This is a genomic window from Variovorax sp. OK605 (assembly GCF_900115445.1).
Taxonomy (GTDB): Bacteria; Pseudomonadota; Gammaproteobacteria; order Burkholderiales; family Burkholderiaceae_C; genus Variovorax.
Window position 1 is genome coordinate 411,614 of sequence record NZ_FOWL01000002.1, and the last position, 18,595, is coordinate 430,208.

21 protein-coding genes are annotated in these 18,595 nt (G+C 69.4%); 8 read left to right on the plus strand and 13 right to left on the minus strand.

What is annotated here, in order from left to right; translation table 11 throughout:
- Window position 1: 1 nt before the first annotated feature.
- The 7 genes from kynA to BM013_RS06300 all read right to left on the minus strand — a co-directional run bounded on the left by kynA (window position 2) and on the right by BM013_RS06300 (window position 5,977).
- Window positions 2-850, minus strand: coding sequence for a tryptophan 2,3-dioxygenase (gene kynA, locus BM013_RS06270; protein WP_093124224.1), 849 nt, complete (start codon window positions 848-850; stop codon window positions 2-4).
- A 16-nt stretch (window positions 851-866) separates the two neighbouring features.
- Window positions 867-1,352, minus strand: a complete 486-nt coding sequence (locus tag BM013_RS06275) for a hypothetical protein (RefSeq protein WP_093124227.1) — start codon at window positions 1,350-1,352, stop codon at window positions 867-869.
- A gap of 61 nt (window positions 1,353-1,413) precedes the next feature.
- On the minus strand, window positions 1,414-2,724 hold the full coding sequence (kynU, locus tag BM013_RS06280) for a kynureninase (RefSeq protein WP_093124229.1): 1,311 nt from the start codon (window positions 2,722-2,724) through the stop codon (window positions 1,414-1,416).
- Between the two features lie 13 nt (window positions 2,725-2,737).
- Window positions 2,738-3,388 (minus strand): arylformamidase, encoded by a 651-nt coding sequence (gene kynB / locus BM013_RS06285; protein WP_093124232.1) that lies wholly within the window; start codon window positions 3,386-3,388, stop codon window positions 2,738-2,740.
- A gap of 87 nt (window positions 3,389-3,475) precedes the next feature.
- On the minus strand, window positions 3,476-3,790 hold the full coding sequence (locus BM013_RS06290) for a YkgJ family cysteine cluster protein (protein ID WP_093124234.1): 315 nt from the start codon (window positions 3,788-3,790) through the stop codon (window positions 3,476-3,478).
- Between the two features lie 40 nt (window positions 3,791-3,830).
- Window positions 3,831-4,772, minus strand: a complete 942-nt coding sequence (gene argF, locus BM013_RS06295) for an ornithine carbamoyltransferase (RefSeq protein WP_093124237.1) — start codon at window positions 4,770-4,772, stop codon at window positions 3,831-3,833.
- Window positions 4,769-5,977 carry an aspartate aminotransferase family protein gene (locus tag BM013_RS06300; RefSeq protein WP_093124240.1) on the minus strand — a complete coding sequence of 403 codons (1,209 nt, stop codon included), beginning with the start codon at window positions 5,975-5,977 and terminating at the stop codon, window positions 4,769-4,771. Before BM013_RS06300 ends, argF begins: the two co-directional genes overlap by 4 nt.
- Window positions 5,978-6,138: 161 nt before the next feature.
- On the opposite strand from BM013_RS06300, the gene BM013_RS06305 reads away from it, so the two are divergent.
- A complete protein-coding gene (locus BM013_RS06305) occupies window positions 6,139-6,468 on the plus strand; it encodes a DUF3579 domain-containing protein (RefSeq protein ID WP_093124243.1) in 330 nt (109 codons plus the stop codon).
- A gap of 167 nt (window positions 6,469-6,635) precedes the next feature.
- Here BM013_RS06305 and rpsT read toward each other — a convergent pair whose 3' ends face one another.
- Complete coding sequence (gene rpsT, locus BM013_RS06310; RefSeq protein WP_007831346.1) at window positions 6,636-6,950, minus strand: 30S ribosomal protein S20; 315 nt, start codon at window positions 6,948-6,950, stop codon at window positions 6,636-6,638.
- 128 nt (window positions 6,951-7,078) lie between these two features.
- Here rpsT and murJ point away from each other — a divergent pair, with 128 nt between their 5' ends.
- The 7 genes from murJ (at window position 7,079) to BM013_RS06345 (ending at window position 14,074) form a co-directional block, all read left to right on the plus strand.
- A complete protein-coding gene (gene murJ / locus BM013_RS06315; RefSeq protein ID WP_093124245.1) occupies window positions 7,079-8,632 on the plus strand; it encodes a murein biosynthesis integral membrane protein MurJ in 1,554 nt (517 codons plus the stop codon).
- 101 nt (window positions 8,633-8,733) lie between these two features.
- Window positions 8,734-9,585 (plus strand): SirB1 family protein, encoded by an 852-nt coding sequence (locus tag BM013_RS06320; protein ID WP_093124248.1) that lies wholly within the window; start codon window positions 8,734-8,736, stop codon window positions 9,583-9,585.
- Window positions 9,585-10,013: a bleomycin resistance protein gene (locus BM013_RS06325; RefSeq protein ID WP_093124251.1), complete on the plus strand. Its 429-nt coding sequence runs from the start codon at window positions 9,585-9,587 to the stop codon at window positions 10,011-10,013. Before BM013_RS06320 ends, BM013_RS06325 begins: the two co-directional genes overlap by 1 nt.
- 149 nt (window positions 10,014-10,162) lie before the next feature.
- Complete coding sequence (locus tag BM013_RS06330) at window positions 10,163-10,594, plus strand: YciI family protein (protein ID WP_093124253.1); 432 nt, start codon at window positions 10,163-10,165, stop codon at window positions 10,592-10,594.
- 55 nt (window positions 10,595-10,649) lie between these two features.
- Window positions 10,650-11,075 (plus strand): YciI family protein, encoded by a 426-nt coding sequence (locus BM013_RS06335; RefSeq protein ID WP_093124256.1) that lies wholly within the window; start codon window positions 10,650-10,652, stop codon window positions 11,073-11,075.
- A 4-nt stretch (window positions 11,076-11,079) separates the two neighbouring features.
- The gene (locus BM013_RS06340) at window positions 11,080-12,372 is read left to right on the plus strand and encodes an RNA polymerase sigma factor (protein WP_093124259.1); all 1,293 of its coding nucleotides are present in this window, start codon (window positions 11,080-11,082) and stop codon (window positions 12,370-12,372) included.
- A 52-nt stretch (window positions 12,373-12,424) separates the two neighbouring features.
- Complete coding sequence (locus tag BM013_RS06345; RefSeq protein ID WP_177225428.1) at window positions 12,425-14,074, plus strand: M14 family metallopeptidase; 1,650 nt, start codon at window positions 12,425-12,427, stop codon at window positions 14,072-14,074.
- A 6-nt stretch (window positions 14,075-14,080) separates the two neighbouring features.
- Here the strand turns inward: BM013_RS06345 and BM013_RS06350 are convergent, their stop codons facing one another.
- The 5 genes from BM013_RS06350 to purM all read right to left on the minus strand — a co-directional run bounded on the left by BM013_RS06350 (window position 14,081) and on the right by purM (window position 18,583).
- Entirely contained in the window at window positions 14,081-15,112 is a 1,032-nt protein-coding gene (locus BM013_RS06350) for a GlxA family transcriptional regulator (RefSeq protein ID WP_093124264.1), read from the minus strand.
- Window positions 15,046-15,714, minus strand: coding sequence for a DJ-1/PfpI family protein (locus BM013_RS06355; RefSeq protein ID WP_093124266.1), 669 nt, complete (start codon window positions 15,712-15,714; stop codon window positions 15,046-15,048). The genes BM013_RS06350 and BM013_RS06355 overlap by 67 nt, the downstream gene beginning before the upstream one ends.
- Entirely contained in the window at window positions 15,711-16,271 is a 561-nt protein-coding gene (locus BM013_RS06360; protein WP_093125182.1) for an isochorismatase family protein, read from the minus strand. The genes BM013_RS06355 and BM013_RS06360 overlap by 4 nt, the downstream gene beginning before the upstream one ends.
- A gap of 132 nt (window positions 16,272-16,403) precedes the next feature.
- Window positions 16,404-17,495, minus strand: a complete 1,092-nt coding sequence (locus BM013_RS06365; protein ID WP_093124269.1) for an AI-2E family transporter — start codon at window positions 17,493-17,495, stop codon at window positions 16,404-16,406.
- 47 nt (window positions 17,496-17,542) lie between these two features.
- A complete protein-coding gene (gene purM, locus BM013_RS06370; protein WP_093124272.1) occupies window positions 17,543-18,583 on the minus strand; it encodes a phosphoribosylformylglycinamidine cyclo-ligase in 1,041 nt (346 codons plus the stop codon).
- Between the last annotated feature and the right edge of the window lie 12 nt (window positions 18,584-18,595).

Below are 18,595 nucleotides of genomic sequence, written 5' to 3' on the forward strand. Positions count from 1 at the left end.
CTCAGAGGTCCGTGCGGATCTTCCAGATCTCCGGGAACAGCACCACATCGAGCATCTTGCGCAGGTAGCTCACGCCGCCCGTGCCGCCGGTGCCGCGCTTGAAGCCGATGACGCGTTCGACGGTGGTCACGTGGCGGAAGCGCCAGAGGCGGAATGCGTCTTCGAGGTCGGTGAGCTTCTCGCCGAGCTGGTACAGGTCCCAGTGCGCGTGCGGTTCGCGGTACACCGCGAGCCATGCGGCCTCGACGCCTTCGCTCGACTCGTAGGGCTGCGTCCAGTCGCGCTGCAGCCGGTCGGCCGGCACGGGCAGGCCGTGGCGCGCCAGCAGGCGCAGCGACTCGTCGTACAGCGAGGGCGCACGGTAGGCCTGGTCGACCTGGGCCAGCAGGTCGGCGCGGTGCGCGTGCGGCTTGAGCATGGCGGCGTTCTTGTTGCCCAGCGCGAACTCGATGCAGCGGTACTGCGCGCTCTGGAAGCCGCTGGAGTTGGCGAGGTACGGGCGCATGGCCGTGTACTCGGGCGGCGTCATGGTGGAGAGCACGGTCCATGCGCTCACCAGCTGTTCCATGATGCGGCTCACGCGTGCGAGCATCTTGAAGGCATCAGCCAGTTTTTCTTCGGCGATGCACTTCGTGGCGGCACGCAGCTCGTGCAGCATGAGCTTCATCCAGAGCTCGCTGGTCTGGTGCTGCACGATGAACAGCATCTCGTCGTGCGCGGGCGACAGCGGATGCTGGGCGTTGAGGATCTCGTCGAGGTGCAGGTAGTCGCCGTAGCTCATGGACTTGCTGAAGTCCAGTTGCGCCTTTTCTTCGTGGACGATGTTCTCGGGTGTCTTGTCGGTGCTCATGATGTCGGCTGGCAGGTCATCGCCAGACCACGGCGGTGTAGGTGGGAAGGCCCATGCCCGATTCCTTCTTCGGGTAGACGAAGCGCACGGCCTCGTTCTTGCGCTTGAACTGCTGGTAGGTCTCGCCGCCCGGGATGCGGCCGTTCTCGGCCGGCACGAAGCCCGCGTCGCGCGCCTCTTTCACGAGGCGCTCGAAGGCGGCCTTGTCGGTCAGCGAGAGCTGGATGCTGTTCTCGCTGCCGCGGCTTTCCACGTAGGTGGACTTCATGAGGTGCGTGGTCTGGCCGTCGACGAACTTCTCGTACTCGATCATGCTGATCTCCTCGGTCACGGTCTTGTCGGCGTAGGAGAAGCCCTGGCTCTTGATCTCCTGGCGGAAGGCGTCGGGCGAGAGGGCGACGAAGGCCTTGAGCTGCGGCAGCGAGAAGTTCGGCTGCTGTGCAAGGGCGGGCGTGGCCAGCATCAGCAGCGCGGCGGAGAAAGCGAACAGTTTGCGTTTCATGGGGTGGTCGTGGTCGTCGGGGGTGGTCGTGTGGGGTGGTCGTGTTGGGTTGGGGCGCGGCTCAGGTCACGGCGTTCTTGCGGTTGAACTCCTCGCGCTTCCATTCGCCGGTTTCCAGCACCTGCACGAGGTGCTCGACCGAATTCCACACGTCCTCGAAACCGATGTACAGCGGCGTGAAGCCGAAGCGCAGGATGTCGGGCATCTGCGAATCGCCGGCGCGGTAGTCGCCGATCACGCCGCGTGCGATCAGCGCCTGCACGATGGCGTAGGCGCCCGAGCCGCCTTGCGGATCTTCCGGGTTCTTGCGGCTCAGGCACACCTGCGAGCCGCGCTGCGCGTGATCGCGCGGCGTGACCAGCGACAGGCCCTGGCCGGCGCAGCGTTCTTCCACCAGCCGGATGAACATGTCGGTGAGCGCGAGCGACTTGGTGCGCAGCGCCGCCATCGCGCCCTGGTCGCCGTTGAAGGCTTCGGCCGCGAGCACGGTGTCGAGGCCGCATTCCAGGCCGGCCAGCGCAATGATCGGTTGCGTGCCGCACAGGTAGCGGCCCACGCCCGGCGCGGGGCGGTAGTGCGGCGTGAACTCGAAGGGCGCCGCGTGGCCCCACCAGCCGGACAGCGGCTGCTCGAACTGGCCCGCGTGCTTCGTGTGCACCCAGGCGAAGGCCGGCGCGCCGGGGCCGCCGTTGAGGTACTTGTAGCCGCAGCCGATGGCGTAGTCGGCATTGGCGTCGTTCAGCGCCACGGGCACGGCGCCCGCACTGTGCGCGAGGTCCCACACCGTGAGCGCGCCCGCGGCGTGCGCGGCGGCGGTGATGGCCTTCATGTCGTGCATGGCGCCGGTGCGGTAGTTGACGTGCGTGAGCATCAGCACGGCCACCTCGTCGCTCAGCACCGAATCCGGGCCTTGCAGTTCGCTCGCGTCGATCAGCTTGAGCGTGAAGCCGCGCTCGCGGCACAGCGACTCGGCAATGTAGAGGTCGGTCGGGAAGTTGCTGCGCTCGCTCACCACCAGCTTGCGGTCGCTGTCCTTCTGCTGCGACAGGGCCGCGAACAGCACCTTGTAGAGGTTGACCGAGGTGCTGTCGGTGCACACCACTTCGCCGGGCGCGGCGCCGATCACGCGGGCCACCTTGTCGCCCAGGCGCTGCGGCAGGTCGAACCAGCTCGCGGTGTTCCACGAGCGGATGAGGCCTTCGCCCCATTCCCTGGTGACCACTTCGGCGATGCGCGCGGGCGCGGCCTTGGGCATCACGCCGAGCGAGTTGCCGTCGAGGTACAGCACGTCCGCGGGAATGGTGAACTGGTCGCGCAGGGCGCGCAGCGGGTCTTGCGCGTCGAGCGCGCGGCAGTCTGCAAGGGTCGTCATAAGCGGGGAGGTTTCAGCGGGGGAGTTCGCGCAGCACGGCGCGAACGGGAGAGGCATCGGCGCTGACCAGCTTCAGCGGCAGCGCGATGAGTTCGTAGTCGCCCTCGGGCACGTCGTCGAGCACGAGGTTCTCGAGCACGCGCAGGTCGAGGCGGCGGATGCGTTGGTGGCTTTCCAGCGTCTTGCTGTCGGCCGGGTCGATGCTGGCGGTGTCGATGCCGATGAGCTTCACGCCCATGGCCGCGAGGCGCTCGACGGTGGCGGGAGCGTAGGCCGCGAGCAGCGGGTCCCAGTGTCCGACGGGCATGGTGGTGTAGGTGCGCACCAGCACGCGCGGCGGCAGGTGGCTGTCCACCGCGTGGGCAATGTGCTCCCACTCGATCAGCGCGCCCTTGCCGATCGCATGGATCACGCGGCAGGGGCCCAGGAAGGGCGTGAGGTCGACGTGGCCGATGGTCTGGCCTTCGGGGTCGTAGTGCAGCGGCGCGTCGGCGTGCGCGCCGATGTGGGGCGAGAGCTTGATCTCGCTGACGTTCACCGGGCAGCCCGGCGAGATGGTCGCGGCCCAGCGTTGCTGGTAGGGCGTGTCGCCGGGAAAGACCGGCGCGCCCTCATGCACGGGCGGCGAAATGTCCCAGATGCGTTGCGGATGTGAGGAAGCCATGGCGCGAAGTTAGCGCCGGCCGAGGGGTCGTGGTGTCGGTTATTTCCAACACAGCACGTGACGAGTTGAACCCGTGAATTGAACGGGTCAGTGCAGCGACGACAGCGCCGGCAGCCCGTGCCGGGCCCGCGCGCGCTCGCAGGCGTCGCTGCCGGCCTGCAATTCGTGGCAGGGGTTGGGCCGCCACTCGTAGATGCCGCAGCTCACGGCCTGGCCGATCTTGCCGCCCAGCGCGGCGCAGCGCATGGGGGTGTGGTCGGTGCCGCGCATGCGGCAGATGGCGTCGTTCACGTCGACGGCGAGGCCGGACGGCACGTGGCCGCCGTTGTCGTCGAGTTCATGCACGCTGAAATCGACGCGGTAGCTGGCGCAGCAGGCGCCGCATTGCTGGCAATCGGACATGCGGTGGCCTTGCTGCTTTTGCTGTTGCTGCTGCGTCGGATCAGAGCTGGCCGAGGAGCAGGAACTCCATCAGCGCCTTCTGGGCGTGCAGGCGGTTCTCGGCCTCGTCCCACACGACCGACTGCGGGCCGTCGATGACCTCGGCCTGCACTTCCTCGCCGCGGTGGGCGGGCAGGCAGTGCATGAAGAGGGCGCCGGGCTGGGCCACGCGCATCATGTCCTCGTCGACGCACCAGTCGGCGAAGGCCTTGCGGCGCGCCTCGTTCTCGGCCTCGTAGCCCATGCTGGTCCAGACGTCGGTGGTGACGAGGTCGGCGCCGCGGCAGGCTTCCATCGGGTCCTTGAAGACCTTGTAGCTGTCGCCCGAGCGGATGCCGGCGATCGACTGGTCGACCTCGTAGCCGCTGGGCGTGCTGACGTGCACGGTGAAGCCGAGGATCTCGGCCGCCTGCAGCCAGGTGTTGGCCATGTTGTTGCCGTCGCCCACCCAGGCCACCGTCTTGCCCTGGATCGAGCCGCGGTGCTCGATGTAGGTGAAGATGTCCGCCAGGATCTGGCAGGGGTGGAACTCGTTGGTCAGGCCGTTGATGACCGGCACGCGCGAGTGCGCCGCGAAGGCGTCGATCTTGGTCTGCTCGTAGGTGCGGATCATCACCAGGTCGACCATGCGGCTGATGACCTTGGCGCTGTCGTCGATGGGCTCGGCGCGCCCGAGCTGGCTGTCGCCGGTGGTCAGGTGGACCACGCTGCCGCCGAGCTGGTACATGCCGGCCTCGAAGCTCACGCGGGTGCGCGTGCTGGCCTTCTCGAAGATCATGGCCAGCGTGCGGTCGGTCAGCGGCTGGTGCTTTTCATAGGTCTTGAACTTCTTCTTGATGATCGCCATGCGATCGAAGAGGTACGTGTACTCGTCGGCCGAGAGGTCCGAGAACTGCAGGTAGTGCCGGATCGCGTGGGGCGTGGTCGTCGTGGCGTTCGTCATTGGGCGGCAGGCTCCGACAGGAAGGTTTTGACGATGGGCGCGAGGATGGCGACGATCTCGTCGGCCTCGGCGATGCTCAGGATGAGCGGCGGCACCAGGCGGATCACCTTGTCCGCGGTCACGCTCAGCAGCAGGCCGGCATCGCAGGCGCGGTTCAGGATCACGCCGCACGGACGGTCGAGCTCGATGCCCAGCATCAGGCCCTGGCCGCGGATGTCCGTCACGCCCGGCAGGCCGCCGATTTCCCGTTCCAGCGCGGCCTTCAGGTGGGCGCCCACGGTGGCGGCGTTCTCGAGCAGCTTGTGCTCTTCCATGATGCGGATGGTTTCCACACCGGCGCGCATGGCCAGCGGGTTGCCGCCGAAGGTGGTGCCGTGGTTGCCCGGGCCGAAGATGTTGGCGGCCTTGGGGCCGGCCACCACGGCGCCGATCGGCACGCCCGAGCCCAGGCCCTTGGCCAGCGGCATGACGTCGGGCTTGATATCGGCCCACTGGTGGGCGAACCACTTGCCGGTGCGGCCCATGCCGCACTGCACTTCGTCGATCATCATGAGCCAGTCGCGCTCGTCGCACAGGGCGCGCACCTGCTTGAGGTATTCCACGCGCATCGGGTGGATGCCGCCTTCGCCCTGGATCGTTTCGAAGAACACGGCCACCACGTTGGGGTTGCCTTCGGTGGCCTTCTTCAGCGCCTCGATGTCGTTCAACGGCACGCGGATGAAGCCCTCGACCAGCGGGCCGAAGCCGGCCTGCACCTTGGGGTTGCCGGTGGCCGACAGGGTGGCGATGCTGCGGCCGTGGAAGGCGGCTTCGTAGACCACGATCTCGGGGCGCTCGATGCCCTTGTCATGGCCGAACTTGCGCGCCAGCTTCAGGGCGGCTTCGTTGGCCTCCAGGCCGGTGCAGCAGAAGAAGGCGTTGGTGAGGCCGGAAATCTCGGTCAGCTTGGTGGCGAGCTGTTCCTGGCCGGTCACGTGGTAGTAGTTGGAGCTGTGGATCAGCTTGGTCAGCTGGTCCTGCAGGGCGGGCACCAGCTCGGGGTGGTTGTGGCCCAGCGTGTTCACGGCGATGCCGCCGAGACCGTCGATGTAGGCCTTGCCCGTGGTGTCCCAGACTCGGCAACCCTGGCCGTGCGACAGCGCGATCGGCAGGCGACCGTAGGTGTTCATGACGTGGGGCGAGGTGGGCTGGGCAGTGGCGCTCATTCGGTATCTCCAGAAAGGGAACGCGAATTCTAGGCGGCTCGTTTGACGGCTTTGTTGAGGATTGCGCATCGCAGCAATGCCCCATGTTCAGGATGCAAAAAGTGGCGCGGATAGAATCGGTTGTTGCACCGCAGCACCTGCTCCGGTCGCCTCTATCAACGATGATTTCCCCCACAGCCAAAGAAATCTTCATCCAGGGCATCACCAAGGATGGCCGGACCTTTCGCCCGAGCGATTGGGCCGAGCGTCTGGCCGGCGTGATGTGTTCCTTCCGCCCCGGTGGGGCGTATCCGGGCAGCCACCTGAGCTACTCGCCCTGGTGCATTCCCACGACCATCAACGGTGTGAAGTGCGTGGTCGTGAACCGCGCGTTGCGCGATGCCGAGCCGATGGCCTGGGACTTCTGCGTGAACTTCGCCAGGGACAACGACCTGCAGGTCGCCGAGGCCTGCCTGGTGCCCGACGCACCGATCCCCCCGAAAAAGGCCTGAGCGGCCTTTTTTCTTGGGCTTGCCGGTTCGCAACCACGCGCAATCAAGCGATCGCGAACCGAGCGCCCATGAAAAAACCGCCCGAAGGCGGTTTTTCACTTTAGCTGCAGCGCACCCCGATCAAACGGCGAACCGGAGAATTCCGGTCCGGGCTTGCCTGACAGGTGTCAGGCGGCGGCCTTTTCAGGCGCGAGGGCGAGGGCCTTGACCTTGGCCGACAGGCGGCTCTTGTCACGGGCTGCCTTGTTCTTGTGGAAGATGCCCTTGTCGGCGACGGTGTCGACGATGCTCTGGGCCTTCGCGAACAGTTCGCTTGCCTTGGTCTTGTCGCCAGCGAGAACAGCCTTTTCGACGTTCTTCACCGCGGTACGGTATTTGGAGCGCAGCGAGGTGTTCGCAGCGTTGAGCTTGGTGTCCTGGCGGACGCGCTTACGGCCGGAGGCGAGGCGCGGGTTCTTTTTCTTGGGCTTGGCGGATGCCATGATTTAGTCCTTAGGTGTCTGAGGATGATGCAGCAAAGCCCTCCATTATAGGCCGGGTTGGCGATTCCTCCCAATCCACCGCCCGACGGGCCCGTTCGGGCACTTGCCGGGCCCTACACTCGGCCCCCGTGTCCCTGCTCAAATCCGCCTCCACCGTCTCCCTGCTGACCCTCGCTTCGCGGATCACGGGCCTCGTGCGCGACGTGCTGTTTGCCTCGGTGTTCGGCGTGAGCGCGCTGACCGACGCCTTCAACGTCGCCTTTCGCATTCCCAACCTGTTTCGCCGCGTGTTCGGCGAAGGCGCCTTCAGCCAGGCCTTCGTGCCGGTGCTGGCCGCGCAAAAGACCGAAGCGGGCGAGGAGGGCGCGCAGCAACTGATCGACCACGTCGCCACGCTGCTCACCTGGACGCTGGTGATCGTGTGCGTGGCCGGCGTGCTCGGTGCGCCGCTGCTGGTCTGGGCCATGGCCAGCGGCCTGCCGGGTTTCGACGCCGCCGTGGTCATGACGCGCTGGATGTTCCCGTACATCGGCTTCATGTCGCTGGTGGCGCTGGCGGGCGGCATTCTGAATACGTGGCGCAAGTTCGCGGTGCCGGCGGCCTCGCCGGTGCTGCTGAACATCGCGCTGATCCTGTCGATCTCGGTCGGCGCGCCGCTGTTTCGCCGCTGGGGCATCGAGCCGATCTACGCGCAGTGCGTGGGCGTGCTGGTCGGCGGCGTGCTGCAGCTCGCCCTGCAGATTCCGGCGCTGCGCAAACTCGGCCTGCTGCCGCGCATCGGCGCGAGCTTCAAGGCGCTGCGCGCCGCATGGACCGACCCGACCACGCGCAAGGTGCTCAAGCTGATGCTGCCCGCGCTGCTGGGCGTGAGCGTGGCGCAGATCTCGCTGCTCATCAACACGCAGATCGCCTCGCACCTTGCCGTGGGCAGCGTCACCTGGGTCACCAACGCCGACCGGCTGATGGAATTCCCCACCGCCATGCTCGGCGTGGCGCTGGGCGTGGTGCTGATGCCGCAGCTGGCCGGCGCCCGCGCCGCCAAGGACGACGCGCGCTATTCGGCGCTGCTCGACTGGGGCCTGCGCCTGGTGGTGCTGCTGTCGGCGCCTTGCGCCGTCGCCTTGCTGCTGTTCGCCAAGCCGCTGGTGGCCGTGCTGTTCCACAACGGCGCCTACACCGGCGAGGACGTGGGCCGCACCACGCTGGCGCTCATGGGCTATGGCGTCGGGCTGGTCGGCATCGTGGCGGTGAAGGTGCTCGCGCCCGGCTACTACGCCAAGCACGACACGCGCACCCCCATGCTGATCGCGGTCGGCGTGCTGGTGCTCACGCAGGTGCTCAACGTGTTCCTGGTGCCGGTGCTGCAGCACGCGGCGCTGACGCTGACCATCGCCATCGGCGCGCTGGTCAATTCCACCTGGCTGCTGGCCGGCCTGATGCGCCGCGGCAGCTACAAGCCCGAGCCGGGCTGGGGCAAGTTCGCGCTGCAGGTGCTGGCCGGCACGCTGCTGCTGGCGGCCCTGCTGGTGTGGGGCTCGCAGCATTTCGACTGGATCGGCCTGCGCGAGCACCGGCTGGCGCGCATCGGCCTGCTGGCCGCGCTCATTGCCGCCTCGGCGCTGCTCTATTTCGCGGTGCTGGCGGCGGCGGGCGTGCGGCTGCGCAGCTTCATCCGCCGCTGAACCTTCATCGAACCTGCGCTGAACCTGCGTCGACCCCCCGCCGGCCCTCGAGCGGGGCGCCGCGTCCTTGACGCTCCGCGCAGGCTCCTCTACAAAGACACATGACGTTCAGCTTTCAGCTTCCCACCGCACTGGAATATTTCGAATCGCTCGTGAGCAGCGACGAACACTTTCCGCTGCTCGAAGCCGCCGCCAGCCTCGCGCAGGACGAATACCCCGAGCTCGACGTGCAGCAGGTGCTGGGCGACGTCGACCAGCTGCTGGCCCGCCTGAAGCGCCGCCTGCCCCCCGACGCCGCCCCGCTGGCCCGCCTGCGCGCGCTGAACCAGTTCTTCTTCAACGACCTGAACTTCGGCGGCAACGTCAACGACTACTACGACCCCGACAACAGCTACCTGAACGCCGTGCTGCGCACCCGCCGCGGCATTCCGATCTCGCTGGCCGTGCTGTGGATGGAGCTGGCGCAGGGCCTGGGCCTGCAGGCGCGCGGCGTCGGGTTCCCGGGGCATTTCATGCTGAAGGTGACGCTGCCCAAGGGGCAGGTGGTGATCGACCCGTTCACCGGCAAGTCGCTCTCGCGCGAGGAGCTGGGCGAGCGGCTGGAGCCCTACAAGCGCAGCAACGGGCTGGTGGGCGACTTCGACGTGCCGCTGGGCCTGTACCTGCAGCCGTCCAGCCCGCGCGAGATCATCGCGCGCATGCTGCGCAACCTGAAGGAAGTGCACCACGCGCAGGAAGACTGGCAGCGCATCATCGCGGTGCAGGACCGCCTCGTCGTGCTGCTGCCCACCGCCTGGGGCGAGTACCGCGACCGCGGCACGGCGCATGCCGAGCAGGGCAACACCGCGCAGGCCGTGCGCGACCTCGAGACCTACCTGGCGAACGCCGACGACGCGCTGGACATCGACACGGTCGCCGAACGCGTCGCCGCCCTGCGCCGAATGGCCAACTGATGAGCGCCAAGGCCGGTGTGAGCCCGGCGCCCGACCTGGGCACCCTGCATGAATTCCATGGCGTGCAGCCGGTGCTGCCGGTGTCGGACGTCTCGCGCGCGGCGCGCTGGTTTCGCGACGTGCTGGGCTTCGAACTCGACTTCATCGCCGGCGAACCGCCCAGCTACGCCCGTGTGAAGAAGGGCGACCGCAGCTACGGCGACCCGGTCTACCTGCGGCTGTGGCAATGCAGCGCGCGCGACGCCAGGCCCTGGCGCGGCGAGATCGTGATCCACGTGGGCAAGGACATCGACGGCCTGCATGCCGCCTATGTGAAGCGCGGCGTCACGGTCATCGAGCCGCCCGTGTCGCAGCCCTGGGGCTTGCGCGAATTCGCGATCCGCGAGCCCGACGGCCACGTGCTGCGGTTTTGCGCCGACCTGTCCTGACCGGCCGGGCACGCCGGCTCTTGAAACACAAAATTACAAGCAGATCGATGCACCCGTGTCGATCCGGCATCCGCTCGCGCGACGTGTGAACAGGAGCAGGCAACTTCAAGACGCCGCTTCCAACCTCATCAACCTTCAGGAGAAACGACATGCGATTCATGATTCTGGTCAAGGCGAACAAGGATTCCGAAGCCGGCGCGATGCCCAGCACCGAAATACTCACGGCCATGGGCAAGTTCAACGAAGAACTGGTCAAGGCCGGCGTGCTGCTGGCCGGCGAAGGCCTGCACCCCAGTTCCAAGGGCGTGCGCGTGCGCTGCGAAGGCCCGACCAGGCGCACCGTCATCGACGGCCCGTTCGCCGAAACCAAGGAACTGCTGGCCGGCTTCTGGCTGTTCCAGGTGAAGTCGAAGGAAGAAGCCATCGAGTGGATCAAGCGCAGCCCGTTCCAGGAGGGCGAGATCGAGATCCGCCAGGTGTTCGAAGCGGCCGACTTCGGCGACGCGATGACGCCCGAGCTGCTCGCGCAGGAAGACCGCCGGCGCGCCGAGTCCGAGGCCCGCGCCAAGGGCGGCAACTGAAGACGCCGCCGCACGGCGACCGAACCCCACGCGACCGATCCCCAGGAGACACACCATGCGATTCATGCTGCTGATGATTCCCCACGGCTACGAGAGCGCCCCGCCCGGCACCATTCCCGACGACGTCGACGCGGTCTCGGCCATGATGGCCTACAACGAGTCGATGCAGAAGGCCGGCGTGCTGATCAGCTGCGACGGCCTGCACCCGCCCTCGATGGGTGCGCGCGTGAGCTTCAAGGACCGCAAGCCCAAGGTGGTCGACGGCCCGTTCGCCGAGGCCAAGGAAGTGCTGGGCGGCTTCTGGGTGATCGACGTGCCTTCGCGCGCCGACGCCATCGAATGGGCCACGCGCTGCCCGGGCGGCGACAACGAGGTGATCGAGGTGCGCCAGATCCAGGAGTTCGACGACTACCCGGCCGACGTGCGGGCGGTGACCGCCGAGTTCGCCTCGATGCAGACCGTCAGGAAGACCGGGGCCTGAGCCCGTGGCCCGCCAGGACGCCATCCACCGCACCCTGGAGGCGGTGTGGCGCATCGAGTCCGCGAAGATCATCGCCACCGTCGCGCGCATGGTGCGCGACGTGGGCCTGGCCGAAGAGCTGGCGCAGGACGCGCTGGTCAGCGCCCTCGAGCAATGGCGTGAATCCGGCGTGCCCGATAACCCCGCTGCCTGGCTCACCGCGGTGGCCAAGCGCCGCGCGCTCGACCGCCTGCGCCACCGGCAGCTGACCGAGCACAAGGCCGGCGAGATCGGCCGCGAGCTCGACGCGCAACACGACATCGCGCAGGCCGACTTCGCCGACGCGGTCGATGCGGCGCTCGACGACGACATCGGCGACGACCTGCTGCGGCTGGTGTTCACCGCCTGCCACCCGGTGCTGTCGACCGAGGCCCGCGTGGCGCTCACGCTGCGGGTGATGGGCGGCCTCACCACCGACGAGATCGCGCGTGCCTTCCTCGTGCCCGAGGCCACCGTGGCGCAGCGCATCGTGCGCGCCAAGCGCACGCTGGCCGAGGCGCGCGTGCCCTTCGAGGTGCCGCGCCGCCACGAGCTGGAGGCACGGCTCGCGTCGGTGCTCGAAGTGATCTACCTGGTCTTCAACGAGGGCTACTCGGCCACCGCGGGCGACGACTGGATGCGCCCCGCGCTGTGCGAGGAAGCGCTGCGCCTGGGCCGCATCGTGGCCGAGCTGGTGCCCGGGGAGGCCGAGGTGCACGGCCTCGTGGCGCTGATGGAAATCCAGGCCTCGCGCACCGCCGCGCGCGTGGGCGCCTCGGGCGAGCCGGTGCTGCTGCTCGAGCAGAACCGCGCGCGCTGGGACCAGCTGCTGATTCGCCGCGGCCTTGCGGCGCTGGCGCGTGCCGAATCGCTGGGCGGCGCGCTCGGCCCCTATGCGCTGCAGGCCGCCATTGCCGCCTGCCATGGCCGCGCGCGCACCGCCGGCGAAACCGACTGGGCCCGCATTGCCGCGCTGTACGACGCGCTGGCCGAACTCGCGCCGTCGCCCATCGTCGAGCTCAACCGCGCGGTGGCGCTGTCGATGGCCTTCGGGCCGGCCGCCGGGCTGGAGGTGGTGGACGCGCTCTTGGCCGAGCCCGCGTTGAAGGGCTACCACCTGCTGCCGACCGTGCGCGGCGACCTGCTGTTCAAGCTCGGCCGCCGCGACGAGGCGCGCCGGGAGTTCGACCGCGCCGCCGCGCTCACGCGCAACACGCGCGAGCGGGTGCTGCTGCTGGCGCGTGCGCGGGCCTGCAGCAGCGAACCGTCCGCCGAGTGAACTGAACGTTCGCTGAACCGCTGGCGGGCCCGCCGCGTGGAAAATGCGCGCCATGCCCCGCGCCTTCCTCCTCCGACACCGGCCGCTGTGCGTCTTCGGCCTTGCGCTGCTGGCTGCGGCTTCGGCCCACGCCCAGTTCGATCCCGCCAAGGCATGGGTCGAGCCGCCGGCCATCGCCGCGCGCTTTCCGGACCCGCCCGTGAGCTACGCCACGCCGGGCTTTCGCGAGGGGCGCACCGACTTCGCTTCGCACGCCGAAGTGCAGGCCTTCCTGAAAGAGCTGGCGCGCCAGTCGCCGCATGTGCGCGTCGAGCGGCTGGGGGTGTCGCAGCAGGGCCGCGAGATGTCCGTGGTGCTGCTGGCCGACGAGGGCCGCATCGACCCGGCGCGCCCCACGGTGATGGTGATCGGGCAGCAGCACGGCAACGAGCCGGCCGGCGGCGAGGCCGTGCTGGCGCTGGCGCAGCAGTTCGCCGGCGAGCCGGGCGCGGCGCTGCTGAAAAAGGTCAATCTGGTGCTGGTGCCGCGCGGCAACCCCGACGGCGCCGAGCAGTTCACCCGCGTCACCGCCAACGGCATCGACGTGAACCGCGACCACCTGCTGCTGCGCACGCCCGAGGCGCGCGCGCTGGCGGCCGCCACCTTGCGCTACAAGCCGCAGGTGGTGCTCGACCTGCACGAGTTCACCGTGGGCGGGCGCTGGATCGAGAAGTTCGGCGCGGTCATGAAGTACGACGGCCTGCTGCAGCCCGCCACGGTCGGCAACCTCGATGCCGCCATTGCCGCGAGCGCGCAGCGCGACTACGTCGACGCCGTGCAGGCCGCCTTCACGCAGGCCGGCCTGGAGGGCTTCAAGTACCACACCACCTCGGGCGGCAAGGCCGACGACCGCAGCGTGTCGATGGGCGGCGTGCAGCCCGACACCGGCCGCAACGTGAGCGCCCTGCACCAGGCCGTGAGCCTGCTGCTCGAGGTGCGCGGCGTGGGGCTCGGCCGCGCGCATTTCGCGCGCCGCGTGCACACGCAGGTGCTGGCCGCCACCACGGTGATCGAGACCGCCGCGAAGCAGGGCCCGGCGCTGGTGCAGCTCACGGCCCAGGCCGGCCAGCGCGCCAGTGCCGAGGCCTGCCACGGCGACGTGGTGGTCGAGGCCTGGCAGACGCCCGCGCGGCAGCGGCTCGATTTTCTCGACGCGAAGACCGGGGAAGACAAGCCGGTCGACGTCGACTGGCGCGCCGCCGAGCCGTTGAAGATCGCCAATGCGCGCCCGCGTCCCTGCGGCTACCTGCTCGCGGCCAGCGAGAGCGTGGCCGTGCAGCGGCTGCAGATGCTGGGCGTGCGCGTGGAGCGCATCGGCAACGCCGCGCCGTGGCCGGTGGAGCGCTACGAGGTGCTGTCGCAGAACGACGGCCGGCGCCAGGACGCGCGCGGCGCCATCGAGGACGGCGAGGCGGTCCGCGTCTTCCGCGTGCGGCTGCGCCCGGGGCGCGCGGTGGTGCCGCCCGGCAGCTTCTACGTGCCGCTGGCGCAGCCGTTGTCGCCGCTGGTGAGCGCGGCGCTGGAGCCCGATTCGCAGAACAGCTATGCGGCCAACCGGCTGCTGGAGATCGGCGGCGACAAGCTGCTGCGCGTGCCCGGGCCCGCACCGGCGGGCGTCGTGAGCCCCCCAGGCCCCGTGAGCTCCGCGGGTGCAGGGCACTGAGCGCGGTCAGGCGGCGGGCATCGGGCTCGCCTCCGACGGCGAGCCCGGCAGGCCGAACTGGTGCCAAGCGCGGCGCAGCTGCGTGTCCGAGCCGAAGCCCGACTGCTCCGCCGCCCGCGTGACGCTCGCGCCCGAGGCCAGCGCGAGCTGCGCCGTGGCCAGCCGCAGCCGGCGCAGGTAGGCCAGCGGCGCCACGCCGGCATGCTCGACGAACAGCCGCGTGAGGTGCCGCGCCGAGGTGTGCGCCACCTCGGCCATGCGCGGCACGCTCCAGTCGGCCTGCGGTTGCTCGCTCACGGCGTCCTGCACGCGGTGCAGCGCGGCATGCAGGTGGTTGCGGTAGGCCAGGAAGGGCGACAGCTCCGGGTCGTGCGGGCCGCGCCGCAGCGCCACCACCATGGTCTGCGCGACCTGCGCCGCCAGCGCTTCGCCGCACAACTCGGCGATGCGGTGCAGCACCAGGTCGATGCCGGTCGTGACGCCCGCGCTGCTGTACACCGGCGGGTCGATCACGAACACGCGGTTGCTGACCACGTCGCAGCGCGGCTCCACCGCGCGCAGCTCGCCCAGGTGATGGTGGTGCGTGGTGGCGCGCCGGCCCGCGAGCGCGCCGGCATGCGCGGCCAGCACGGCGCCGGCGCAGACGGTCACCAGCTCCAGCCGGTCGCGCTCGAAGCGCAGGCCGCGCAGCCAGTGCAGCAACTCTTGCGCTTCGGGGTTGTCGGTGGCGATGGCGTCGCCGGGCAGGCCCACCAGCACCACCCAGCCGGGGCCGTCCCACTGCGTGGGCAGCGGCGCGAGGCCGGAAATCGCCACGCCGACCGAGCTCATGGAGGTTGGCCGCGGGCTCGCGAATTCGATGGTGAAGCGCTCGGGCTGGCCCATGGCGCGCAGCCGCTGGTTGGCGATGCGCAGCGCCTCGGCCGGCCCGGCCCAGTCGAGCACGAGGCTGCCGGGCAGCAGCACGAAGACTACGCGGATGGGTGCGCGGGCGGGGAGGTGGGGTGTGTGGGGGAGGTTCGGGGTTCTCGGGTCCATGCGTAGTCCATCTGGCGCGCGGTGCGCTCGGCCAGTTCGCGCCCGGCCAGCCGCTCGACCAGGTGCAGGCTCATGTCGATGCCGGCGCTGATGCCCGCCGAGCTCACGATGCGGCCGTTGTCGACCCAGCGCACGCCGTCGCGCACGTCGAGCGCGGGGAACTGCGCGCGCAGGTCGGCAATGTCTTCCCAGTGGGTGGTGACGGCGTCGGTCGTCACCACGCCGCTGGCGGCCAGCAGGAAGGCGCCGGTGCACACCGAGGCGACCACTTGCGCGCCCGCGGCCTGCGCGGCGATCCAGCGCAGGGTGGCGGGGCTGGCGAGCGGCGCGTCGACCACGCCGCCGGGGACGATGAGCACATCGGCCTTGGGGCTGTCGGCCAGCGTGTGGTCGGCCAGCAGTTGCAGGCCGGCGCGCGCCTGCACCGGCTGGCCGTGCGCCGCTTCGGCGACGGAAGCCACGGCGAACGGGGAGGCCGAGCCGGGCTGCAGGCGGCCGGCGACGCGGCTGGCGGTGGTGAACACCTCGAAGGGGCCGGCGAAGTCGAGCGCCTCGACGCCGTCGAAAGCCAGGATCGAGACGCGCAGCGTGGCGCCGCTCATGCCACGGCCCGCTCGAGCGCCTGCGCCACGGTGCACACGGTGGCGAAGCGGCCCTGCAGCACGGTGGCGGTGCGCGCCTTGATGTCGGCGGCCGACAGCGGCTTGCCGTCGGGCTGGAGCATGTCGAAGGTGAGCGTGGCGTCGATCACGTAGTCGACCTCCCAGCCCAGGTCGGACGCATGGCGCGTGGTGGTCTCGCAGCACTGCTCGGTGCGGATGCCGCTCACGATCAGCCGGCCGATGCCGTTCTGCGTGAGCCAGACGTCGAGCCCGCTGTTCACCAGCGCGCTGTGGCGGTGCTTGGTGAAGGTGGCCGCGGCCGCGAAGTCGGCGAGGCCGCCGATGGGGCGCACATGGCCCGATTCGCGCGCGAAGGGGTTGCTGGCGTCGGAGGGCTCGTCGGTGTGCAAGACCCGCACGATCGGCACGCCGGAGGCGGCGCAGCCCGCGATCAGGGCGTTCTGCTGGGCCAGGTAGGCGCTGCCCAGGGCTTCGTTCCAGTACGCGCGCTGGCGGAACGATTCCTGGGCGTCGATCACAATCAGACAGGTTTTCATGGCGGGGCTCGCAGCGGCAAAGTGGATGATGCCCACTATTGTTCTGCGTTACCAGCCCATGGGCCGCTCGGGAGCGGACCAGAATCGATCAGATCCGGACATTGGGCCCTGCTCGCCCCGCCCGCCTGCCCGTCAGACCAGCGAAGCCGCCTGCAGCTCTTTCTTCAGGTACGCGTAGTACAGCGGCGCCGCCACCAGCCCGGCCGGGCCGAACACCGCTTCGGCCACGAACATCACGGCCAGCAGTTCCCACACGCTCATCTGCGTGCGCGCGCCGACCACCTTGGCGTTGATGACGTACTCGGCCTTGTGGATCACGATCAGGAAGATCAGGCAGGCCGCGGCCGTCACCGGCGACACCGACAGCCCCACCAGCGTGATGACCGAGTTGCAGACCAGGTTGCCCACGATCGGCACCAGCCCGGCCAGGAAGGTGAGGGTGATCAGCGCCGGCGTGTACGGCAGGTGCGCGCCCCACATCGGCATGAGGAACAGCAGGAAGACGGCGGTCAGCAGCGTGTTGAAGGCGGCGATCCAGAACTGCGCCGCCACGATCTGGCCGAAGGCTTCGCCGAAAGTCTGCACGCGCTGGTGCAGCTGCTCGGCCAGCGGCAGGCGGCGCAGCGGCGTGTGCGACACGGCGGCCAGCGCGCCGACGATCAGCCCCACGTAGGAAAAGAGCAGCCCATGCAGCCAGGCACGGCCCGCCATGGCCAGCGAACCAGCCTGCGCGCGCAGGTAGTTGGCGATCACGCGCTGGATTTCGGCCGCGCCCTCGGGCAGGTAGGCCGCGATCTCGACCGGCAGCTTGGAGCGCAGCTCGAGCACCGTGCGCGCCGTGTAGTCGAGCAGTTCGCGGTACTGGTCGGGCGCGTCGACGATGTATTCGCGGGCCTGCGACAGCGCCAGCGTGAGCAGCGCGATGGGGCCCAGCAGCACGACGATGACGGCCAGCACGTTGGCCCAGCCCTGGGCGCGCGCGGGGCGTTTGTTCAGCGCCGGCATGCGCAGCAGGCCGCCGCCGAGCACGCGGGCGAACCAGCGCGTGGCCAGGAAGCCGATGCACACGCACAGCAACCCCGGCAGCAGGTGTTCCCACATCACCAGCAGCAGCGCCGCCAGCATCAGCAGGTAGCTTGCGACCATCACGCCGCGCGAGGCGGTGGGGCGGTGGATGGGAGCCGCCGTCAGGGCGGGGTTGATGGGTTGCGGCTTCTTGGCCATCCGGGCGGTGCTTGCTCTGCTCAATAAGTGGACGGAGCAGCCGGCGCTCAGCCGACGATCACCGCTGCGCCTTCGCCGCGCGCGGCGATCACGCCGATTTCATGCACCGATTCGCCGGCGGCGCGCAGCGTGGCGGCGCAGGCGGCGGCTTCGGCCGCATCGATCACCACCACCATGCCGATGCCGTTGTTGAAGGTGCGGTTCATCTCGATGTCGTCGATGCCGGCCACCTTCTGCAGCCAGGCGAACAGCTCGGTCTGCGGCCAGCTGCCCTTTTTCAGGTGGGCGGCCGTGCCTTCGGGCAGCACGCGCGGGATGTTCTCGAGCAGGCCGCCGCCGGTGATGTGGGCCAGCGCCTTGATCGGGTGCTTGGCCAGCGCCTCGAGCACGGGCTTCACGTACAGGTGGGTGGGCTCCATCACGGCTTCGCGGAAGGGCTTGCCGTCGAGCGTGGCGGGCAGGTCGGCGCCGGCACGCTCGATCACCTTGCGCACCAGGCTGAAGCCGTTGGAATGCACGCCGGCCGAGGCCAGGCCCAGCACCACGTCGCCAGGCTTCACGTTCTGGCCCGTGAGGATCTTCGACTTCTCGACCGCGCCGACCGCGAAGCCCGCCAGGTCGTACTCGCCGGCCGGGTACATGCCGGGCATTTCGGCGGTTTCGCCGCCGATCAGCGCGCAACCGGAGATTTCGCAGCCGCGGGCGATGCCGCCGATGACGGCGGCGGCCGTTTCCACGTCCAGCTTGCCGCAGGCGAAGTAGTCCAGGAAGAACAGGGGCTCGGCGCCTTGCACCAGCACGTCGTTCACGCTCATGGCCACCAGGTCGATGCCGACCGTGTCGTGCATGTTCCATTCGAACGCCAGCTTGAGCTTGGTGCCCACGCCGTCGGTGCCGCTCACCAGCACCGGCTCCTTGTAGCGCTTGGGCACCTCGAACAGGGCGCCGAAACCGCCGATGCCGGCCAGCACGCCTTCGCGCAGGGTCTTCTTGGCCAGCGGCTTGATGCGGTCGACCAGGGCGTCGCCTGCATCGATGTCGACACCGGCGTCCTTGTAGCTGAGGGGGGTGGGCGTAGGGGAAGTCATGGGTGGTCGAGG